Annotated in this window: 15 protein-coding genes and 1 tRNA gene; 9 read left to right on the top strand and 7 right to left on the bottom strand. The window is 65.1% G+C overall.

What is annotated here, in order from left to right:
• Positions 1-32: 32 nt before the first annotated feature.
• From ACR65J_RS10680 to sp36, 3 genes are read right to left on the bottom strand one after another with little or no spacing between them, the layout of a single operon-like run.
• The gene (locus ACR65J_RS10680) at positions 33-944 is read right to left on the bottom strand and encodes an NUDIX hydrolase (protein ID WP_440168501.1); all 912 of its coding nucleotides are present in this window, start codon (positions 942-944) and stop codon (positions 33-35) included.
• Positions 945-959: 15 nt separating this feature from the next.
• Positions 960-1,493 (bottom strand): RidA family protein, encoded by a 534-nt coding sequence (locus tag ACR65J_RS10675; protein ID WP_440168499.1) that lies wholly within the window; start codon positions 1,491-1,493, stop codon positions 960-962.
• 1 nt (position 1,494) lies between these two features.
• Positions 1,495-1,650 carry a Sp36 family protein gene (gene sp36, locus ACR65J_RS10670; RefSeq protein ID WP_003797879.1) on the bottom strand — a complete coding sequence of 52 codons (156 nt, stop codon included), beginning with the start codon at positions 1,648-1,650 and terminating at the stop codon, positions 1,495-1,497.
• A gap of 37 nt (positions 1,651-1,687) precedes the next feature.
• On the opposite strand from sp36, the gene ACR65J_RS10665 reads away from it, so the two are divergent.
• The 5 genes from ACR65J_RS10665 to ACR65J_RS10645 all read left to right on the top strand — a co-directional run bounded on the left by ACR65J_RS10665 (position 1,688) and on the right by ACR65J_RS10645 (position 8,881).
• Positions 1,688-4,006: a transglycosylase domain-containing protein gene (locus ACR65J_RS10665; RefSeq protein WP_440168496.1), complete on the top strand. Its 2,319-nt coding sequence runs from the start codon at positions 1,688-1,690 to the stop codon at positions 4,004-4,006.
• A gap of 6 nt (positions 4,007-4,012) precedes the next feature.
• A complete protein-coding gene (locus tag ACR65J_RS10660; RefSeq protein WP_440168494.1) occupies positions 4,013-4,957 on the top strand; it encodes a metallophosphoesterase in 945 nt (314 codons plus the stop codon).
• A 132-nt stretch (positions 4,958-5,089) separates the two neighbouring features.
• Positions 5,090-6,898, top strand: coding sequence for an ABC transporter ATP-binding protein (locus ACR65J_RS10655; RefSeq protein ID WP_440168492.1), 1,809 nt, complete (start codon positions 5,090-5,092; stop codon positions 6,896-6,898).
• Positions 6,895-8,721, top strand: coding sequence for an ABC transporter ATP-binding protein (locus ACR65J_RS10650; RefSeq protein ID WP_440168490.1), 1,827 nt, complete (start codon positions 6,895-6,897; stop codon positions 8,719-8,721). The genes ACR65J_RS10655 and ACR65J_RS10650 overlap by 4 nt, the downstream gene beginning before the upstream one ends.
• Before the next feature lie 83 nt (positions 8,722-8,804).
• Positions 8,805-8,881 (top strand) — tRNA-Pro (locus ACR65J_RS10645).
• A 150-nt stretch (positions 8,882-9,031) separates the two neighbouring features.
• On the opposite strand, the gene ACR65J_RS10640 is transcribed toward ACR65J_RS10645, so the two are convergent.
• Entirely contained in the window at positions 9,032-9,250 is a 219-nt protein-coding gene (locus tag ACR65J_RS10640) for a hypothetical protein (protein WP_440168488.1), read from the bottom strand.
• A gap of 128 nt (positions 9,251-9,378) precedes the next feature.
• On the opposite strand from ACR65J_RS10640, the gene ACR65J_RS10635 reads away from it, so the two are divergent.
• Positions 9,379-10,644, top strand: a complete 1,266-nt coding sequence (locus tag ACR65J_RS10635; RefSeq protein ID WP_440168486.1) for a helix-turn-helix domain-containing protein — start codon at positions 9,379-9,381, stop codon at positions 10,642-10,644.
• Positions 10,645-10,727: 83 nt separating this feature from the next.
• Here the strand turns inward: ACR65J_RS10635 and ACR65J_RS10630 are convergent, their stop codons facing one another.
• A complete protein-coding gene (locus tag ACR65J_RS10630; protein ID WP_440168484.1) occupies positions 10,728-11,666 on the bottom strand; it encodes a phosphoribosylaminoimidazolesuccinocarboxamide synthase in 939 nt (312 codons plus the stop codon).
• Between the two features lies 1 nt (position 11,667).
• Positions 11,668-12,984 carry a phosphoribosylamine--glycine ligase gene (purD, locus tag ACR65J_RS10625; protein WP_440169082.1) on the bottom strand — a complete coding sequence of 439 codons (1,317 nt, stop codon included), beginning with the start codon at positions 12,982-12,984 and terminating at the stop codon, positions 11,668-11,670.
• A 99-nt stretch (positions 12,985-13,083) separates the two neighbouring features.
• Between purD and ACR65J_RS10620 the strand changes: the two genes are divergently transcribed.
• From ACR65J_RS10620 to ACR65J_RS10610, 3 genes are all read left to right on the top strand, one after another.
• Entirely contained in the window at positions 13,084-14,670 is a 1,587-nt protein-coding gene (locus tag ACR65J_RS10620; RefSeq protein ID WP_440168482.1) for a molybdopterin-dependent oxidoreductase, read from the top strand.
• 63 nt (positions 14,671-14,733) lie between these two features.
• Entirely contained in the window at positions 14,734-15,750 is a 1,017-nt protein-coding gene (locus ACR65J_RS10615) for an asparaginase (protein WP_440168480.1), read from the top strand.
• 35 nt (positions 15,751-15,785) lie between these two features.
• Positions 15,786-16,163 carry a sterol carrier family protein gene (locus ACR65J_RS10610; RefSeq protein WP_440168478.1) on the top strand — a complete coding sequence of 126 codons (378 nt, stop codon included), beginning with the start codon at positions 15,786-15,788 and terminating at the stop codon, positions 16,161-16,163.
• A gap of 20 nt (positions 16,164-16,183) precedes the next feature.
• Here ACR65J_RS10610 and ACR65J_RS10605 read toward each other — a convergent pair whose 3' ends face one another.
• Positions 16,184-16,945 (bottom strand): SDR family oxidoreductase, encoded by a 762-nt coding sequence (locus ACR65J_RS10605; protein ID WP_440168476.1) that lies wholly within the window; start codon positions 16,943-16,945, stop codon positions 16,184-16,186.
• Between the last annotated feature and the right edge of the window lie 223 nt (positions 16,946-17,168).

Raw genomic sequence — 17,168 nt, 5'->3', positions numbered from 1 at the left:
GTGACGAGTTTATACTTCGGCCCGGCGAAGCATCAGCGTTCGCGCTGGTGGTCGCCCGCCACGGTCTTGGCGGCCTCGACTTCAAGCATCAGCCTGCCGTCTTCTTCGACCAGGGTTGGCTGGTACACGTGCGGCTTCCGCTTGTAGCTCAGGTAGGCAATGCAGCCGTTGGCGGTAGCCATCTTCTCTAGCATGATCTCGGAGCCCGGGACCAGCAGCTCGCCCAGGGGACGGCCCACCGTGTTCTCCTGGCCTGCCTCGTCACCGAGCTTGCTGGTGTCCCGCTCCTGGACCACCTGCGCGGCGTTGACCCACCTGCCCCAGACGCCTTTGCCCTCAAGCAGCGACGGTTCCTGGCCAAGCGGCTGGGTGGCCGCAAAGTAACGCGTGTCGAACCGGCGGTGCGCAAAGTCGGGGCTGCGCCAGTTGACCAGGGACTTGAGCAGGTCGGTGCGCAGGGAGAGCCCGCGCTTGCCCAGGACCTGGGCAAGGGTCTTCTCCTGTTCCGCAACGGCCACGCGTGCACGCATCCATTCAGAGGTGGAGGTGGCTTCCACGGTGCTGGACATGTCCGCACCAGCCAGCAGGATGCCTGTTTCTTCGAAGAGTTCCCGGACGGCGCCCACGACGTGGCGCCGCGCCAGCCCGACGTCGTCGATTCCCATTTGCTCAGCCCAATGCTGCGGCGACGGACCCAGCCAGCCCATGGGCTCGTCGTCGGCCGGGTCAAGCGACCCGCCGGGAAAGGCGAGGACCCCCAGCGGCGAGGAGCCGGGCCGGTAACCCAGCCACGTCTCCAGGCCGGTGGGGGAATCACGCAGGAGGACCACGGATGATGCATAGCGCGCGGCCCTGGGGGTCCGTTCGCCGTGTTCGAGCCAGCTTTGTGCTGCCCCTTCAAGATCCTGGGGCAGTGCAAACAGGCGTCGTGCGAGGTGAGGCAAGGGAAGTGTCCGGTCTTAGCTGAATTCGGCGATCAGTTCGACCTCTACGGGAGAGTCGAGCGGAAGAACGGCAACGCCGACGGCGGAACGTGCGTGCTGCCCGGCGTCACCGAGGACCCGGCCCAGCAGTTCCGAGGCGCCGTTGACGACGGCGGGCTGGCCCGTGAAGGACGGGTCCGAAGCGACGAATCCCACAACTTTGACGATGCGGGTGATGCGGTCCAGGTCCCCGATAACACTCTTGACGGCGGCCAGGGCGTTGACAGCGCAGACGGCCGCGTAGCGCTGGGCATCCTCGGGGGAAACGGTCGGTTCGTCGGCGAACCCTTCCGTGCCGGCGGATACCTTGCCCGTAGCTTCGAGTTTGCCGTTAATAAACGGCAGCTGGCCCGAGGTATAGACGTGGCTGCCGGAGATGACGGCTGGAACGTAGGCGGCCACCGGGGCGGCGACCTCAGGGAGGGTGAGGCCGAGTTCCGCGAGGCGCTGTTCGACGGCGGATACTGGCGCCGTTGCGGCGCTGGACTGGGCTTCTGCGGGGGTGCTCATGCTACTGCTTCTCCCTCTTGAGGTAGGCGACAAGGCCGTTGCCGTCAGGTCCGGGGACTACCTGGACAAGCTCCCAGCCGTCGTCTCCCCACTGGTCCAGGATCTGCTTTGTGGCGTGGATGATGAGCGGAATCGTCGCGTACTCCCATTTGGTCATGAGAGAAAGCGTAGCCCTTGCCGGTAAAGTGGAAAACATGGCGACTCGCAAGAACCCCTTATTCGACACTGCCACCACACTGGGTAAGATCCTTCTTTTCCTTGGTGTGAGCGCGATTTGCGGTGTCCTCGTGGCGGGCCTGCTGGTCCCTGCCGCGGCCGTTTCCGGCAGTGCGGCAAGCGGTTCGATCGATTTCTTCGATTCCCTTCCGGCGGAGCTGAAGGTTGATCCGCCCAGCCAGACCACCAGGATTCTGGCTGCGGACGGCAGCGAGATCGCCAGTGTGTACACGGAGAACCGCACCAAGGTTCCGCTGGACCAGATTTCGCCGAACATGAAGAACGCCATCATCGCGGTGGAGGACAGCAGGTTCTACGAGCACGGCGGCGTGGACACCACCGGCATCCTGCGCGCGCTGGTGGCCACCGCCCGAGGCAACAAGCAGGGCGCGTCCACCATTACGCAGCAGTACGTCAACAACGTCCTCAATGCCAACCTCGCCGCTGCCGGCGAAGAGGACCAGATCAAGCTCAATGGCGTCAACAAGGGTGTGGGCGACAAGCTTCGCGAGATGAAGCTCTCCATCGCGCTGGAGAAGGAGTTCACCAAGGACCAGATCCTTGAGGGCTACCTGAACATCGTGTTCTTCAACCGTGACGCGTACGGCATTGAGGCCGCATCCCATTACTTCTTCAGCACCAGCGCCAAGGACCTGACCCTGCCGCAGGCGGCGCTCCTGGCCGGCCTGGTGAACAGCCCCTCCGCCTTCGACCCCATCACCAACCCGGAGAAGTCCAAGCAGCGCCGTGACCTGGTGCTGGGCCTGATGAAGGACCAGAACAAGATCACGGCCGCAGAGTATGAGGCCGCCGTGGCCACGCCGGTGGAGCCCAAGGTGACCCAGCCCAAGCAGGGCTGCGCCTATGCCGCCTCCGCCCCGTACTTCTGTGACTACATCCTGCACCTGCTGGAGAACAACACGGCCTACGGCGCGGACGTCAAGGAACGCCAGCGCCTGATCTACGGCGGCGGCCTGACCATCACCACCACCCTGGACCCCAAAGCCCAGGCCACGGCCCAGGAACAGGTCAACGCAGCCGCGGGGGCCAACCCCGATAAGTGGGGCTCCTCAATGGTGTCCGTGCAGCCGGGATCCGGCAAGATCATCTCGATGGCCCAGAACACCACGTTCCTGCCCGGCCAGGGCTTTGATTCCCAGTTGAACTTCAACGTGGACAAGCTGGACAAGGACGGCAACGACCTCAACGGCATCGGCGGCTTCCAGCCGGGGTCCACCATGAAGCCGTTCACCTTCGCCGAGTGGCTCAACGAAGGCAAGACCATGAACACGGTGGTCAATGCAGCCCAGCGCGTCTACCCGCTCAACTACCCGTGGAAGAACACCTGCGGCAAGGTCAACGGCGCGTACAACACAGCGCAGAAGTCCCTGGGCGCGGCGGACGACCTCCAAAACGCGGAGCCCCAGTGGTACAAGCCGCTGACGGTCCTCGAGGGCCTCTACAACTCCATCAACACCGTGACGTTTGCTTCGGCAGCCCAGCTGGACTTCTGCGGCATCCAAAAGATCGTCGACGCGGTAGGCCTGCACAGCGGACTGCCCTCCGCGGACGGCAGCGAGGCGCACCCCAAGGTGGACATGATGACGCTGGGCAACCTGCTGGGTTCCACCCAGACGTCGCCGCTGACCATGGCCAGTGCATTTGCCACCTTCGCCAACGACGGCAAGTACTGCGAACCCATCGCCATTACCGCGGTGGTCGACGCCACGGGCAAACAGCTCCCGGCCCAGTCCAGCAGCTGCCGCGATGCGATCAAGCCCGAGGTTGCCCGCGGCGTGAACTACGCGCTTCAGGAAGTGCTTAACCGGGGTTCGGGGTCGCTGATCCAGCCCCGGATCTCCACCCGTACCAGCTTCCCCATTGGGGCCAAGACCGGTACGTCCAACAACAACGGTTCCACCTGGGTTGTCGGCCACACCACGGGCCTGGCCACCGCTGCCTGGTTCGGTGACCCCTTGGGCGGCCAGACCCGCGCCGGCCAGAACATCACCGTCAACGGGAAGTTCTACCAGGGCATTGACGGCTACATGATTGCAGGACCCATGTTCTCCACCTACATGGCCAAGATCGCACCGGCGTACGGGACCAACCCCTTCCCCGCGCCACCGAGCAACATGATCAGCGGCACCACCACTACCTCGCCTGGAAGGACCACCACACCGCAGGCAACCCAGGCCCCGGCCCCCGCCCCGCAGGCAACGCAGGCTCCCGCCACCCAGGCGCCGGCGCCTGCCCCCAGCAACAACGGAAACGGCAATGGCAATGGAAAGGGCTAAGCGCGCATGAGTATCGATAGCCTGGCAAGCCGCGCCCGTTCGATCGGGCGCGGCTTTGCCGTCACTGCCGGTGCCGGGGCCGCGGCCGGAATGGCCGCCTTCGGGTACGGCCTGTGGGAGAAGAACCAGTTCGTCCTCCGCGAGGAAACCCTGGCTATCCTCCCGCCGGGCAGGGACCCTTTCCGGATTCTGCACCTCAGCGACATCCACTTCGTGCCCGGGCAAAAGAAAAAGGCTGACTGGCTTGGGTCACTGGCGGACCTCCGGCCGGACCTGGTAGTGAACACCGGAGATAACCTCAGCCACGTCAAAGCGGTGGACCCGCTGCTGGATGCCTTGAAGCCGCTGCTGCGGTTGCCCGGCGTCTTCGTCCCGGGTTCCAATGACTACTTCGCGCCCAGCCCCAAGAATCCCGCGTCCTACTTGTTGGGACCGTCCAAGGTGAAGCCCAAGCCGGTTGCCCTGGATTGGCCCCGGCTGCGTTCGGGTTTCGGCATGAGCGGCTGGGTGGACCTCACCAACCGCCACCAGTCAGTGGTGCTCAACGGCATGCGCTTCGACTTCTCCGGTGTGGATGATCCGCACCTGAACCGGGAACGGTACGCCGGCTGGCCCCGGGGAACGGTCAACCAGGACTCAAACGACCACCTCCGGATCGCCGTCATCCATGCGCCGTATCAGCGGGTGCTGGACCACTTCACCGACAACGGCGCGGACCTCCTGCTCGCCGGCCATACGCACGGCGGACAGCTGTGCATCCCGGGGTACGGTGCGATTATCGCGAACTGCGATATTCCCACCTGGCGCGCCAAGGGCCTGAACGACTGGTCAAGCAATGGAAGTACGACGCCGGTCAACGTCTCCGGCGGCATCGGCACCTCCCGCTTCGCCCCGGTGAGGATCGCCTGCAAGCCGGAAGCCGTGCTGCTGACGCTGACCTCCCGCAACTGACCATCGCATTACAAACTTGAATAACTGGGCAAGCACCCGGCAGACGCCCACAGCTCTGTGAGTCGCCTCACTCCATGGCATAGGGTTGTTGCTAGAGGAAACTACATTCGTTTTAGAGCTTGAGAAGCGGGCATGGCCAAGCAGACTCCCTTTTTCCGTTCCATCAGCCGCCTTTATCCGCACGTCCGGCCCATCATCCCCAGGCTCTTACTGGGCCTTCTTTCTGCGCTCCTGGCCAGCATGGTGGCACTGACCATCCCCCAGGTGCTGCGGGTCCTGGTCAACACGGCCCTGCAGCCGGGGGCCACGGCGGAGGCGGTCTGGGCCTCCGCGGGAATCATCCTGGTCCTGGGCGTCGCCGAGGCGGGACTGGTGGCGCTTCGGCGACAGTTCGTCATCAACCCTGCCACCACCGTGGAAACCCGGATGCGGGTTTCGCTCTATGACCACCTCCAGGAACTCACAGTCTCATTCCATGACCGCTGGGGCTCCGGGCAGCTGCTGTCCCGGGCCATGACGGACCTGAACTTCCTGCGGCGGTGGATGGCCTTCGGTGCCATCATGCTGGTGGTCACCACCCTTACCGTGGTCATCGGCATCGTGGCCATGTTCATGATGAGCTGGCAGTTGGCCTTGATCTTCCTTGCCGCGGCCGTTCCCATCACCATCAACAGCTTCCGGTTCCGCACCCGGTTCAGCAAGGTTGCACGGCGCAGCCAGGACCAGGCCGGCGACCTTGCCACCACCGTGGAGGAATCCGTCCACGGCATCCGCGTGCTCAAGGCGTTCGGCCGCAGCCGGGAAGCCCTTGAGAATTTCAACGAGCAGGCGGAGGAACTGCGCCAGACGGAGATCGAGAAGGCGCGCCACCAGGCTGCGTTCACCATGGTGGTCACCCTGCTTCCCGAGCTCGCGCTGGGCGCCGGACTGGTGGTGGGTGTCATGCTGTGCGCCAGCGGCGAACTGAGCATCGGCGCCCTGGTGGCGTTCTTCGCCACCGCGGCAGTGATCGCCTCCCCCGTGGAATTCTCCGGAATGCTGCTGGCCATGGCACTCACTGCCAAGACCGCCGTCGACCGCCACTACGAAGTGATGGACACCCGGAACACCATCACCAGCCCTGCCGAACCCCGGCGGCCAAATGAACTGACCGGTGCGCTCCACTTCGAGAAGGCAACCTTCGCCTTCGAGGACGCTCCGGACAAGCCAATCCTCAACGACATCAACCTGGCTGTCCGGCCCGGGGAAACCATGGCCCTGGTAGGCATCACCGGCAGCGGCAAAAGTGCGTTGATCCAACTGGTGCCGCGCCTGTACGACGTCACCAGCGGTGGCATCAGCATCGATGGCGTCGACATCAGGGACTTCGACGTGGAGGAACTGCGCAGGATCGTGGGAGTGGCCTTCGAGGACACCACGCTCTTCTCAAACTCCGTGCGGGACAACGTCCTGCTCGGCGCCCCGGTCCGCTCCGAGGAGGCGTTGGACGAGGCCCTGGACGTAGCCCAGGCGCACTTCGCCTACTCGCTGCCCCAGGGCGTGGACACGTTGATCGGCGAGGAAGGCCTGAGCCTGTCCGGCGGCCAGCGGCAACGCATTGCCTTGGCGCGTGCCATCGCCGCCCGCCCGCGCGTCCTGGTCCTGGACGATCCCCTCTCCGCACTGGACGTCCACACGGAGGAACTGGTCGAGGCCCGGCTGCGGGAGGTGCTGAAGGACACCACCACCCTCATCGTGGCCCACCGGCCGTCCACCGTGGCCCTCGCTGACCGGGTCGCGCTGCTGGAACACGGGCGCATTGCCGCCGTCGGAACGCACACCGAACTGCTGGCCCGCAACCAGCACTACCGCTATGTAATCGCCAGCCTGGACCGGGAGCCGCGGGACCTGGACTCCGAACTGTCGGCGCTTGAGGACCAGTCCGAGGAAGTGACCCGATGAGCACCGCAGCGTTCGGCACAGCCAACGAAGACAACGCCCACCTGAGCAAGGCGGAGAGCCGGGCGGTACGACGGCGCTCGCTCGCCTTGCTGGCGTCGCTGATCCGTCCGGTGCGGGGACGGTTCTGGCTGACAATTGCCATGGTGGTGCTCTCCCAGGCTGCGCGCGTGGCGGGCCCCGCCCTGATCGCGTTCGGCATCGACCATGCCCTCCCCGCCCTCCAGGCCGGCGACAACCTACCGCTGGTGTTCACCGGCGTCGCCTACCTGCTGGCAGCCATTGCGACGGCGGGACTCACCGCTCTCTACGTCACCTCTACGGCGCGGCTCAGCCAGGCCATGCTGCTGGATCTCCGCGTCCGCGTTTTTCGGCATACCCAGCGGCTCAGCCTGGAGTTCCACGAGAAGTACACGTCCGGCCGGATTATCGCGCGGCAGACCTCTGACCTGGAGGCGCTGCGTGAGCTCCTCGACTCGGGCGTCAGTTCCCTGGCCTCCGGCATGCTGTTCATGGCCTTCACCGCCGCCACCATCTTCGCCCTGGACTGGCGGAGCGGGCTGCTGGTGCTGACCGCGGGGGTGCCCATGTTCTTCCTGGCCCGCTGGTACCAGAAGCACTCGCAGATCGCCTTCCGCGAATCACGCGTGGTCTCTGCCCGGCTGATTGTGCATTTCGTGGAAACCATGACCGGCATCCGCGCGGTGAAGGCCTTCCGCAAGGAGAAGGAGAACTCGGGGCGCTACGGAAAGCTGGCGGAGGACTACCGGTTGGTTACCGTCCGCTCCATCAACCTCAATGGCATCTTCCAGCCGGGCCTGGTGCTGATCGGCAACGTCTGCGTGGCCATCGTCCTGCTCTTCGGCGGGTTCCGCGTGCTGGGCGGCGACCTCGCAGTAGGCGTCCTCCTGGCCCTCATTCTGTCCACCAAGCGGTTCTTCCAGCCGGTGGACCAGATGGCCATGTTCTACAACTCGTTCCAGAGTGCCCAGGCAGCCCTGGAGAAGGTCTCCGGACTCCTCGAAGAGGTGCCCACGGTCCGGCCGCCAAGGAACCCGGTTGCCCTGCCGAGCGCCACCGGGCGTATCGACTTTAACGACGTCGAGTTCCGCTACGGCGATGGCCCCGAGGTGGTGCCCACCCTGGACCTGCACATCCCGGCCGGCCAGACCGTGGCGCTGGTGGGCCAAACGGGAGCCGGGAAATCGACCCTTGCCAAGCTCATCGCCCGGTTCTATGACGTCACCTCCGGCACGCTCACCCTGGATGGTGTCGATCTCCGGGACCTTGCCACTTCCGATCTCCGCCGGAACATCGTCATGGTCACGCAGGAAGCCTTCCTGTTCAGCGGCTCTGTGGCGGACAACATCGCCCTGGGCCGGCCCGAGGCGTCACGTGCTGAAATCGAAGAAGCTGCCAAGGCTGTGGGCGCGCACGAGTTCATCCTGGAACTTCCCGAGGGGTACGACACCGACGTCAACAAACGAGGCGGCAGGGTCTCCTCCGGGCAGCGCCAGCTGATCAGCTTTGCCAGGGCTTTCCTGGCCCGCCCGGCGGTGCTGATCCTGGACGAAGCCACTTCCTCGCTGGACATCCCGTCCGAACGCCTGGTGCAGGCGGGGCTGGCCAGGCTGCTGGCCGGGACGGAAGCGGCGCGGAGGACGGCGCTGATCATCGCCCACAGACTCTCCACAGTGGAGACGGCAGACCGGGTCCTGGTGGTCCACGACGGACGGATCGTGGAGGACGGCACGCCCGAAGAACTGATTGGCGGCGGCGGCCGGTTCGCTGACCTGCACGGGGCGTGGAAGGATTCGCTGGTCTGAGGTCCGGGAGACCGGTTGCCGTCCAGGATTTCGCATCGGGACGCTGGATCGGCTATCCTTGTAAAGTTGCTTTTGCAGCGGATCGGGATGTAGCGCAGCTTGGTAGCGCGCTTCGTTCGGGACGAAGAGGTCGCAGGTTCAAATCCTGTCATCCCGACCATAACGAAAAGAGGGTCTCCTTGCGGCGGCCCTCTTTTTGCGTCTCGATCTGGTTACAGCAACGGCGCACCACCAGGGCTCCCACTTAAAAGTAACGGCCCCGGAGCTGTTGCTCCAGGGCCGTCTTCGCCTCCTGTTGCGAGGAAGCTGTTTATCCGGGATCAGGCCAGTTGCCCACGTAGGTAGTGAGGGTAGTATCGGCTTTCTTGTCCTTCTTCACCTTTGCGGAGGCGGGGTCAGGCCAGTTGCCAACAGCTACCGACACGCCCGAATTGTCGGCGACGGAACCTGAAGCCAGTACGGCCGGAGCCGCCGCAGAAAAAGCCAGGGCCCCAGCCAAGGCGGCCGCGGTTGCGATTTTCTTGAACATATAAGTTCCTCTATACGAGTCGGATTCGTTACAAAGCCAGCACTGTCCTTGTTGACACACATTGTAAAATATTTTCCACAGGGGCTGTCAAGCATTCGATGGCCCAAGTGTCCAGAAGGAGGAAACGCGTGGGCAACGGGTTCGGAGAAAAGCTCCGCGCGGAGCGCCTTGAGCGTGGACTGACGCAGGCCGAACTGGGCAAAGACCTGTATTCACCCAGCTATATCTCCCTGCTTGAGACCGGCCGCAGGGAGCCGACAGCCGAGGTCATTGAAGAATTGGCCCGCCGGTTGGAATTGGCACCGAAAGCTCTTGAAGCATGGAGCCAGCCTATTTCCGTCAGCGATGCAGAATACGTGCTGGCTGGCCTGTATGCGCGCCAGGCCTGGGACTTGCGTGACTATCCATTGGCCGCAAGCCACGCTGCCACAGCTGCCAAGATTGCCCTGGAAGGCCGGAACACCAGTGCATGGTGGAACATGACCTATATGCAGGCCGAGTGCCTGATCAAACAGGGAAACTGGCGCGAAGCCCAGAAAATCATGGAGCACTTGCTGGAGCACCCCATGGCCAGAGAATCGGCCGGATTAGCCGTTCGGGCACATCAGATGCTGGCCGGTATCTATCAGGGCCAGGGTCAGCTAAGCCTGGCTGTCGATCAGGGAATCCAGGCTGTTGACCTTTCCAGGCAGCTCCCTAAGGGGTCCACACTAATCATTAACGCCCACCATGCTCTGATCGGTGCCCTGGCCGAAAGCGGCCGGTTGGACGAGGCCTGGACGTATTGCCAGGCCATGATCGACCACGTCGACGAGCTCTCGATGACCCAACTCGCGGGCGAGGTTGCCTGGGTGGTGGGAAACGTGGCTTTCATGCGGCATGACTACGCCGAGGGCGTGCGGCATCACGAGCGGGCGGCCCGTCTGCTTTCGCCCGCTAACGACATAGGACTGTGGGCGCGGTTCAACAAGGCGTCTGCCGCGGTCCGACTTTCCTCGGGAATCGTTGAGCCAGAGACACTATCGGCGATTGAGCGAGCCGAGCTGGCGTTGTCGATCGTTGGCGGAAATAAGTCGGATCAGTTGGAGGTCGCCTTTATCCGCGCCCGGTGGCTCTACCTGACCGGAGATATCGTGGCCGCCGTCGAAAAACTTCGTGAAATCCATGCTGAGCGAGCAGAGCTTGCCAAGCACACTGCGGGAGAAGTTTCCCTTCTCTTGGGCAAGTCGCTCAAAGCCTCGGGGGAACCGGACGAAGCGCTCGTGCATCTGGAGGAGGCACAGAAGGCCTTCGCGACTGCCGGTGCCCAGGACCGGGTGCAACAGGCGTTGGATGCCATCCTCGAAATCAAACTTGCGCAGAAGCGCGCGGCCGCTGCTTCCAAAGCCAGCTGACCACGGGCCCACAAACCAGAAAGCGAGTTAAGCAGAGCCAGGCAAGACCGGGAACGGCGGGCTTGCCTGGCTCTTGCCAGATCTTAAGAAAAAGTCTTTCCGGTGATCTTCTCGTACGCCTCGACGTACCGGCTGCGGGTACGCTCCACCACGTCCGCCGGAAGCGCGGGCGGCGGGGTGTCGGATGACTTGTCCCAGCCGGACTCGGCGGAGGTCAGCCAGTCGCGCACGTACTGCTTGTCGTAGGACGGCTGGGCCTGGCCCGGCTTGTAGGTGGCTGCGTCCCAGAACCGCGAGGAATCGGGGGTCAGCACCTCGTCGCCCAGCGTGATGGACCCGGAGACGGCGTCGTACCCGAACTCCACCTTGGTGTCCGCCAGGATGATGCCGCGCTCCCGGGCGATCTTTTCCGCCGTCGTATAGATCTTGAGGGTCAGCTCGCTCAGGCGGGCAGCGATGTCGTCCCCCACCAGGGCCACGACGGCGTCGTAGGTGATGTTCTCGTCGTGCTCGCCGATCAGGGCCTTGGCCGACGGCGTGAAGATGGCATGCTCCAGGCGCGATCCGTCCACCAGCCCTTCCGGCAACCGGATATTGCAGACCGTGCCGGAGGCTTTGTATTCCTGCAGGCCCGACCCGGTGAGGTAGCCGCGGGCAATGCACTCCACCGGAAACATGTCCAGCTTTTTACAGATCATGGCCCGGCCCTCAACCTCAGCCGGGACCCCGTCCTCCAGGGTGGAGCCGAGCACGTGGTGTTCGACGCCCAACTGGTCAAACCACCAGAGGCTCAGTTGGGTGAGGATGCGCCCCTTGTCCGGGATTTCGCTGGACAGCACGTGGTCGTAGGCGCTGATGCGGTCGCTGGCCACCACCAGCACGCAGTCCTGGCCAAGCCGCTGCAGGATGGACTCATCCGCGGGTTCGTAGAGGTCGCGGACCTTGCCGGAATAGATGTGCTTCCAGCCGGGCAGGTCCAGGGTATCGGTGGCGTAGCCGCGGTTCTCCGGGGTTTCAGTCATGTCAGGCCTTTGCTTTCACGATGGGCATCGAGCCCGTGGCGCCGTACGGAACCTTGATTTCGCCGCGGGCGGCCTTGCGGGCGATGTCGGTGCGGAACTGCGAGCCTTCCAACTGGACCAGCTCCACGCCGTCGTACGCCTTTTCGCGGGCCTCCACCAGGTCGCTGCCCAGGGCGACGACGGCCAGGACGCGGCCGCCGGCGGAAATTACTTTGCCGTCCGCATCCAGGGCGGTTCCGGCGTGGATGACGTGCACGCCGTCAAGGGCTTCCACCTTTTTGAGCCCGCGGATCCGGTCGCCGGTGCGGGGCTTGTCCGGGTAGTTTTCGGCGGCGATGACGACGGCGACCGCGGCTTCCTTGGCCCACCGCAGCTCTTCTGCCTTGTCCAGTTCGCCCTTGGCCGCTGCCATCAGCAGAGCGCCGAGGGGGGTCTTGAGCCGGGCAAGGACCGCTTGCGTTTCGGGGTCGCCGAAGCGGACGTTGAATTCGATGACCCGGGTCCCGCGTGACGTGAGGGCCAGGCCGACGAACAGGACGCCGACAAAGGGCGTTCCGCGGCGGGCCATCTCGTTGACGGTGGGCTGGGCTACCCTTTCGAGGACCTCCTGCACCAGGCCCTCCGGCGCCCACTCCAGCGGGGTGTAGGCACCCATGCCGCCGGTGTTGGGCCCCTCATCGTTGTCGAAGATGCGCTTGAAGTCCTGGGCGGGCGAGAGCGCCACGGTGTTCTGGCCGTCGCAGAGGACAAAGAGGGAAACCTCGGGACCGTCCAGGAACTCTTCGATCACAACCGAACCGCCCGCGGTGAAGCAGGACTGCGCATGGGCCAGGGCTTCCTCCCGGTTCCTGGTGACCACTACGCCCTTGCCGGCAGCGAGGCCGTCATCCTTCACCACGTACGGCGCGCCGAAGGTGTCCAGTGCGGACGCCGCTTCCTCGGCGTTGGTGGCCACCATGGCCATCGCGGTGGGAACACCGGCTTCGGCCATGACTTCCTTGGCGAAGGCCTTTGAAGCCTCCAGCTGGGCGGCGGCCTTGCTGGGTCCGAAGACGGGGATACCGGCTTCGCGGACGGCGTCGGAGACACCTGCGGCCAGCGGAGCCTCGGGGCCTACCACCACCAGGTCCACGGCGAGCCGGGTGGCCAGCTCCGCAACCGCCTCCGGATCGTTGCCGTTGATGTCGTACGTGGGGACCAGCTTGCTGATGCCGGCATTGCCGGGCGCCGCGTGGACTTCGGACACGTTGGGGTCGGCAAGCAGGGAGCGGACAATGGCGTGTTCGCGGCCTCCGGGGCCAATGACGAGTACCTTCACAGTGTCCAAGGGTACTTTGTGCACCCTTTTTGCTCCTAAGCTGTGTCCTTCCCCGTCCGCCCGGTCAATCCGCGCTGCCGCCCGCTCCGAACCACCACCATGACAAAGCTTCGAAACCGGATGACGGGCCCCGCCCCCATGGCCGCACTGGCAGGCGTGGTGGCAGCCGCCGTCGTTCTTGCCGTTGCGGAGCTGATTGGCGCATTCTTTACCGCCAGGGCAACCCCGCTGTTTGCCCTGGGGTCCACCTTCATCGACTTCACGCCGCCCGGGCTGAAGGACTTCGCGATCGCCACCTTCGGCACCAACGACAAGGCCGCCTTGTTCGTGGGCATGGGCCTGACCATTGCAGTGCTTGCCTGCATTCTCGGCGTGCTGGCCTACCGGAAGTGGGCGCTGGGGGTTTTGGGGGTCCTGTTCATGGGGGCCGTGATCGTGGCCTGCGTGGTGACCCGCTCCGGCGTCAGCGACGCGGACGCCATCCCGTCCGTGCTGGGGACGGTTGCCGGACTGGTGGTCCTTCGCCGGCTCATGGTGCCGCTGTGGGGGCTGAAGGCCTGGCCGGAAGCACCGGCGGACCAAGCGGACGACGACGACGCCCGGCAGCAGGGTGCAGGCACCAACCGCCGGCGCTTCTTTGCTGCTGCCGGGGTTACCGCCGTGGCCGCCGGCATCGCCGCCACCGGCGGGCGGCTCCTGGGCGCCGCCCGAAGCAACGTCACCAGGGCGCGTGAAGCGCTCTCGCTGCCGTCGCCGGCAAGGGCGGCGTCCCCCGTACCGGCCGGGGTCCAGTCCCCGGTACCGGGCGTCACCCCGTGGCTGACACCCAACAACGACTTCTACCGCATCGATACGGCCCTGAGCGTTCCCGAAATCAACATTGATGACTGGCAGCTGCGCGTCCACGGCCTCGTGGAGCAGGAGGTCACGCTGACTTTCCAGGACCTGCTGGACGCGCAACTGATCGAATCCCACGTGACCCTCACCTGCGTTTCCAACCCCGTGGGCGGCAACCTGGCAGGCAACGCCAAATGGCTGGGCCTTCCCATCCGCGAGGTCTTAGCCCGGGCCAGGCCCAAGGACGGTGCCGATATGGTGCTGTCCAAGTCCATCGACGGCTTCAGCGCCTCCACTCCCCTGGAGGTCCTGCAGGATTACAGGGATGCCATGCTGGCCATCGGCATGAACGGCGAACCGCTGCCGCTGGAGCACGGCTATCCGGTGCGGATGGTGGTTCCAGGCCTTTACGGCTTTGTCTCCGCCACCAAATGGGTGGTGGACCTGGAGGTCACCCGTTTCGCGGACAACAAGGCCTATTGGACCGGGCGCGGCTGGTCAGAGCGTGGTCCCATCAAGACCATGGCACGCGTGGACGTGCCCAAGTCCTTCGCCAAAGTGCCGGCCGGCAAAGTCGCCGTGGGTGGTACCGCCTGGGCCCAGACCCGCGGCATCACCAAGGTGGAAATCCAGGTCGACAACGGCGACTGGGGGGAAGCCACCCTTTCCGCAGAAGCCTCCACCATCACCTGGCGCCAGTGGTCCTATGAGTGGGACGCCACGCCCGGTCCGCACTACATCAAGGTCCGGGCCACGGACGGGACCGGCCAGGTCCAGACGGACAAGCGCGCGGATCCCGTGCCTGACGGCGCCTCTGGGTGGCAGTCGGTGATGGTCACCGTGCAGTAGATGCCCAGCCGCCTGCCGCCGCCCTGCCCGGGAATCTGCGGAACGGGCCCATAGACTGGCATCATGCCGCACAATCCGCACGCAACCTTTACCGTGGACTCCGCCGTCGAACTGGCCGTGATCGAACGCAGCGGCTTTGTGGAGTCGCGGCACATCGGTTCTGCCGTCCTTCTGTCCGCCGACGGTTCGGTAGTCACTGAGCTTGGCGACATCAATACGCCCATCTATGCCCGGTCCACCCTGAAGCCGTTCCAGGCGCTGGCGTCCATGCAGTCCGGGGTTCCGCTGCGCGGCGCCCAGGTGGCCATTGCGTGCGGAAGCCACACCGGCTCCCTGGACCATATGGACGTGGTGGCGGGCATGCTCAAAGCGGCCGGCGTCCGTGAAGACCAGCTGCAGTGCCCCGAAGCCTGGCCGCAGGACGAAACGGCCCGGAACTGGCTGGTGCGCTCCGAAAAGGGGAAGTCGCGGCTGGCCTACAACTGTTCCGGAAAGCACGCCGCGTTCCTTTGGGCCTGCACGGAGAACGGGTGGGACACGCACAGTTACCTGGAGCCCAACCACCCGCTGCAGCAGCGGGTGCGCAGCGTCATTGAGGAATACACCGGTGAGAAGATCGCCCATCTGGGAATCGATGGCTGCGGTGCCCCCGTGGCAGCTGTTTCGCTCAAGGGCCTGGCCCGGGCCTACTCCCAGCTGGCCAAAGCACCCGGTGACCAGAGCTACAGCGCCAGGGCGGCCACCATCGCCACTTCGATGCTCGATTACCCGTGGGCCGTGCAGGGCCGCGGCGAGGCCAACACCCTGGTGATGGACGAGCTGGAGATTATCGCCAAGATCGGGGCCGAGGGCGTCCTGGCCATGGCCACGCCCCAAGGGGTTTCCGTCGCCGTCAAGGTCCTGGACGGGAACATCCGGGCAACATCGCTGGTGGCCCTGACCCTGCTTGCCGCAGCAGGCGCCGTCGAGATCCCTGGCGTTGCCAGCGCCCTGGAGAAAGTGGTGGAACCCGTGCTGGGTGGCGGCCATCCGGTGGGCAAGATCCGGCTGGGGCCTGCGGTTTCCGCGCTCCTGGACTGACCCTCCCCAACCGATGCAGAAGGAAGACTGAAAGCATGGCCGTAGCCCGTCGTCGTATTGACGTCCAGGAAGGCAAAGCAGCGCTGAACGCGTGGCTGGAAGCCGCCCGGCCGCCGTCGGACGCTCCCCTGCCGCGGACCGTCTTGGCAACTGCCGTACGGTACTCCCTGGAGGAGCTGACGGCGCGGGCGCCGGGTAATTCGGTTGAAGTGCGGGTGCCGCCGTTTGGCGTCACCCAGTGCGTGGAGGGCCCGCGGCATACGCGCGGCACCCCGCCCAACGTCATTGAGTGCGACGCCGCCACCTGGCTTGCGATGGTCACGGGCCAGTTGGACTGGGCGGACGCCGTGGGCGCGGGCAAGGTAGCAGCGTCCGGCCTGCGCGCGGACCTGTCGGCACTGCTGCCGTTCTAGCGCCCGGGCGGGCCGCCGATCTACCCGCGGCCGATGAAGGGCATTCCGGCCGCCGTGACGACCACGGAACCCACGCTTGCCGAGGCCGGCATGTTGGCCATCAGCAGCACTGCGCGCGCCGCGTCCGCCACGGGGAACATCGGTTCCACCTTGCGGCTGCCGTCCGCCTGCAACGCCCCGGAACCGACGCCGATGGTGTCCATGATCTCCGTGGCCGTGTTGCCGATGTCGATCTGTCCGCACGTGATGCCGTAGCCGCGCCCGTCCAGTTCAATGCTCTTGGTCAGCCCGGTCATCGCGTGCTTGGTGACCGTGTACGCCACGGTCCGTGGCCGCGGTGAGTGCGCGGAGATGGAGCCGTTGTTGATGATCCGCCCGCCCTGTGGCTCCTGCGCCTTCATGGTCCGGACGGCTGCGGCAGCACACAGCATGGATCCGGTGAGGTTCACCGCCAGCGTCGCGTTCCAGTCCGCCAGGCTGATTTCGTCAACACCGGCCGCCGGACCAAAGACGCCGGCGTTGTTGAACAGCACATCCACCCGCCCCCACTGTTGGCGGGCTGCCTCGAAAAGCCGCTCGACGTCGTCGGGCCGGGTGACGTCGCAGGGGACCACGAGCGCGTCCGGATGACCTTTGGCGGTCTCCTTCAGCTGCTCCTCCCTGCGGCCGGCCAGTGCCACCCGGTAGCCGTCCGCCAGCATCTGCCGGGCCACCTCCCTCCCGATGCCGGAACCGGCTCCTGTGACGACGGCGACTTTTCGGATCTGATCAGGGGTACTCACGGTGTTCTCCTCGCTTGGCCAGTCATAATTGCATCGTACGTCCGCGCCTCTCTAATCTCGAATGGCAAAAGTGTTTTCTCACCATCCGAAAACATCGCCTACGCATTCAAAGATGAAAAGAGGCTGCCATGGCTGCAGGAGAAGATACCTCCCATATCCTCAGCGGGTTGACTAACCAGCTGCCTGATCGTGATCCGGAAGAGACTGCCGAGTGGGTTGAGTC

This window comes from Arthrobacter sp. SAFR-044 (assembly GCF_059414985.1).
Note: the sequence above shows the minus strand (reverse complement) of the source record. Positions and strands in the feature narration are given on the sequence as shown.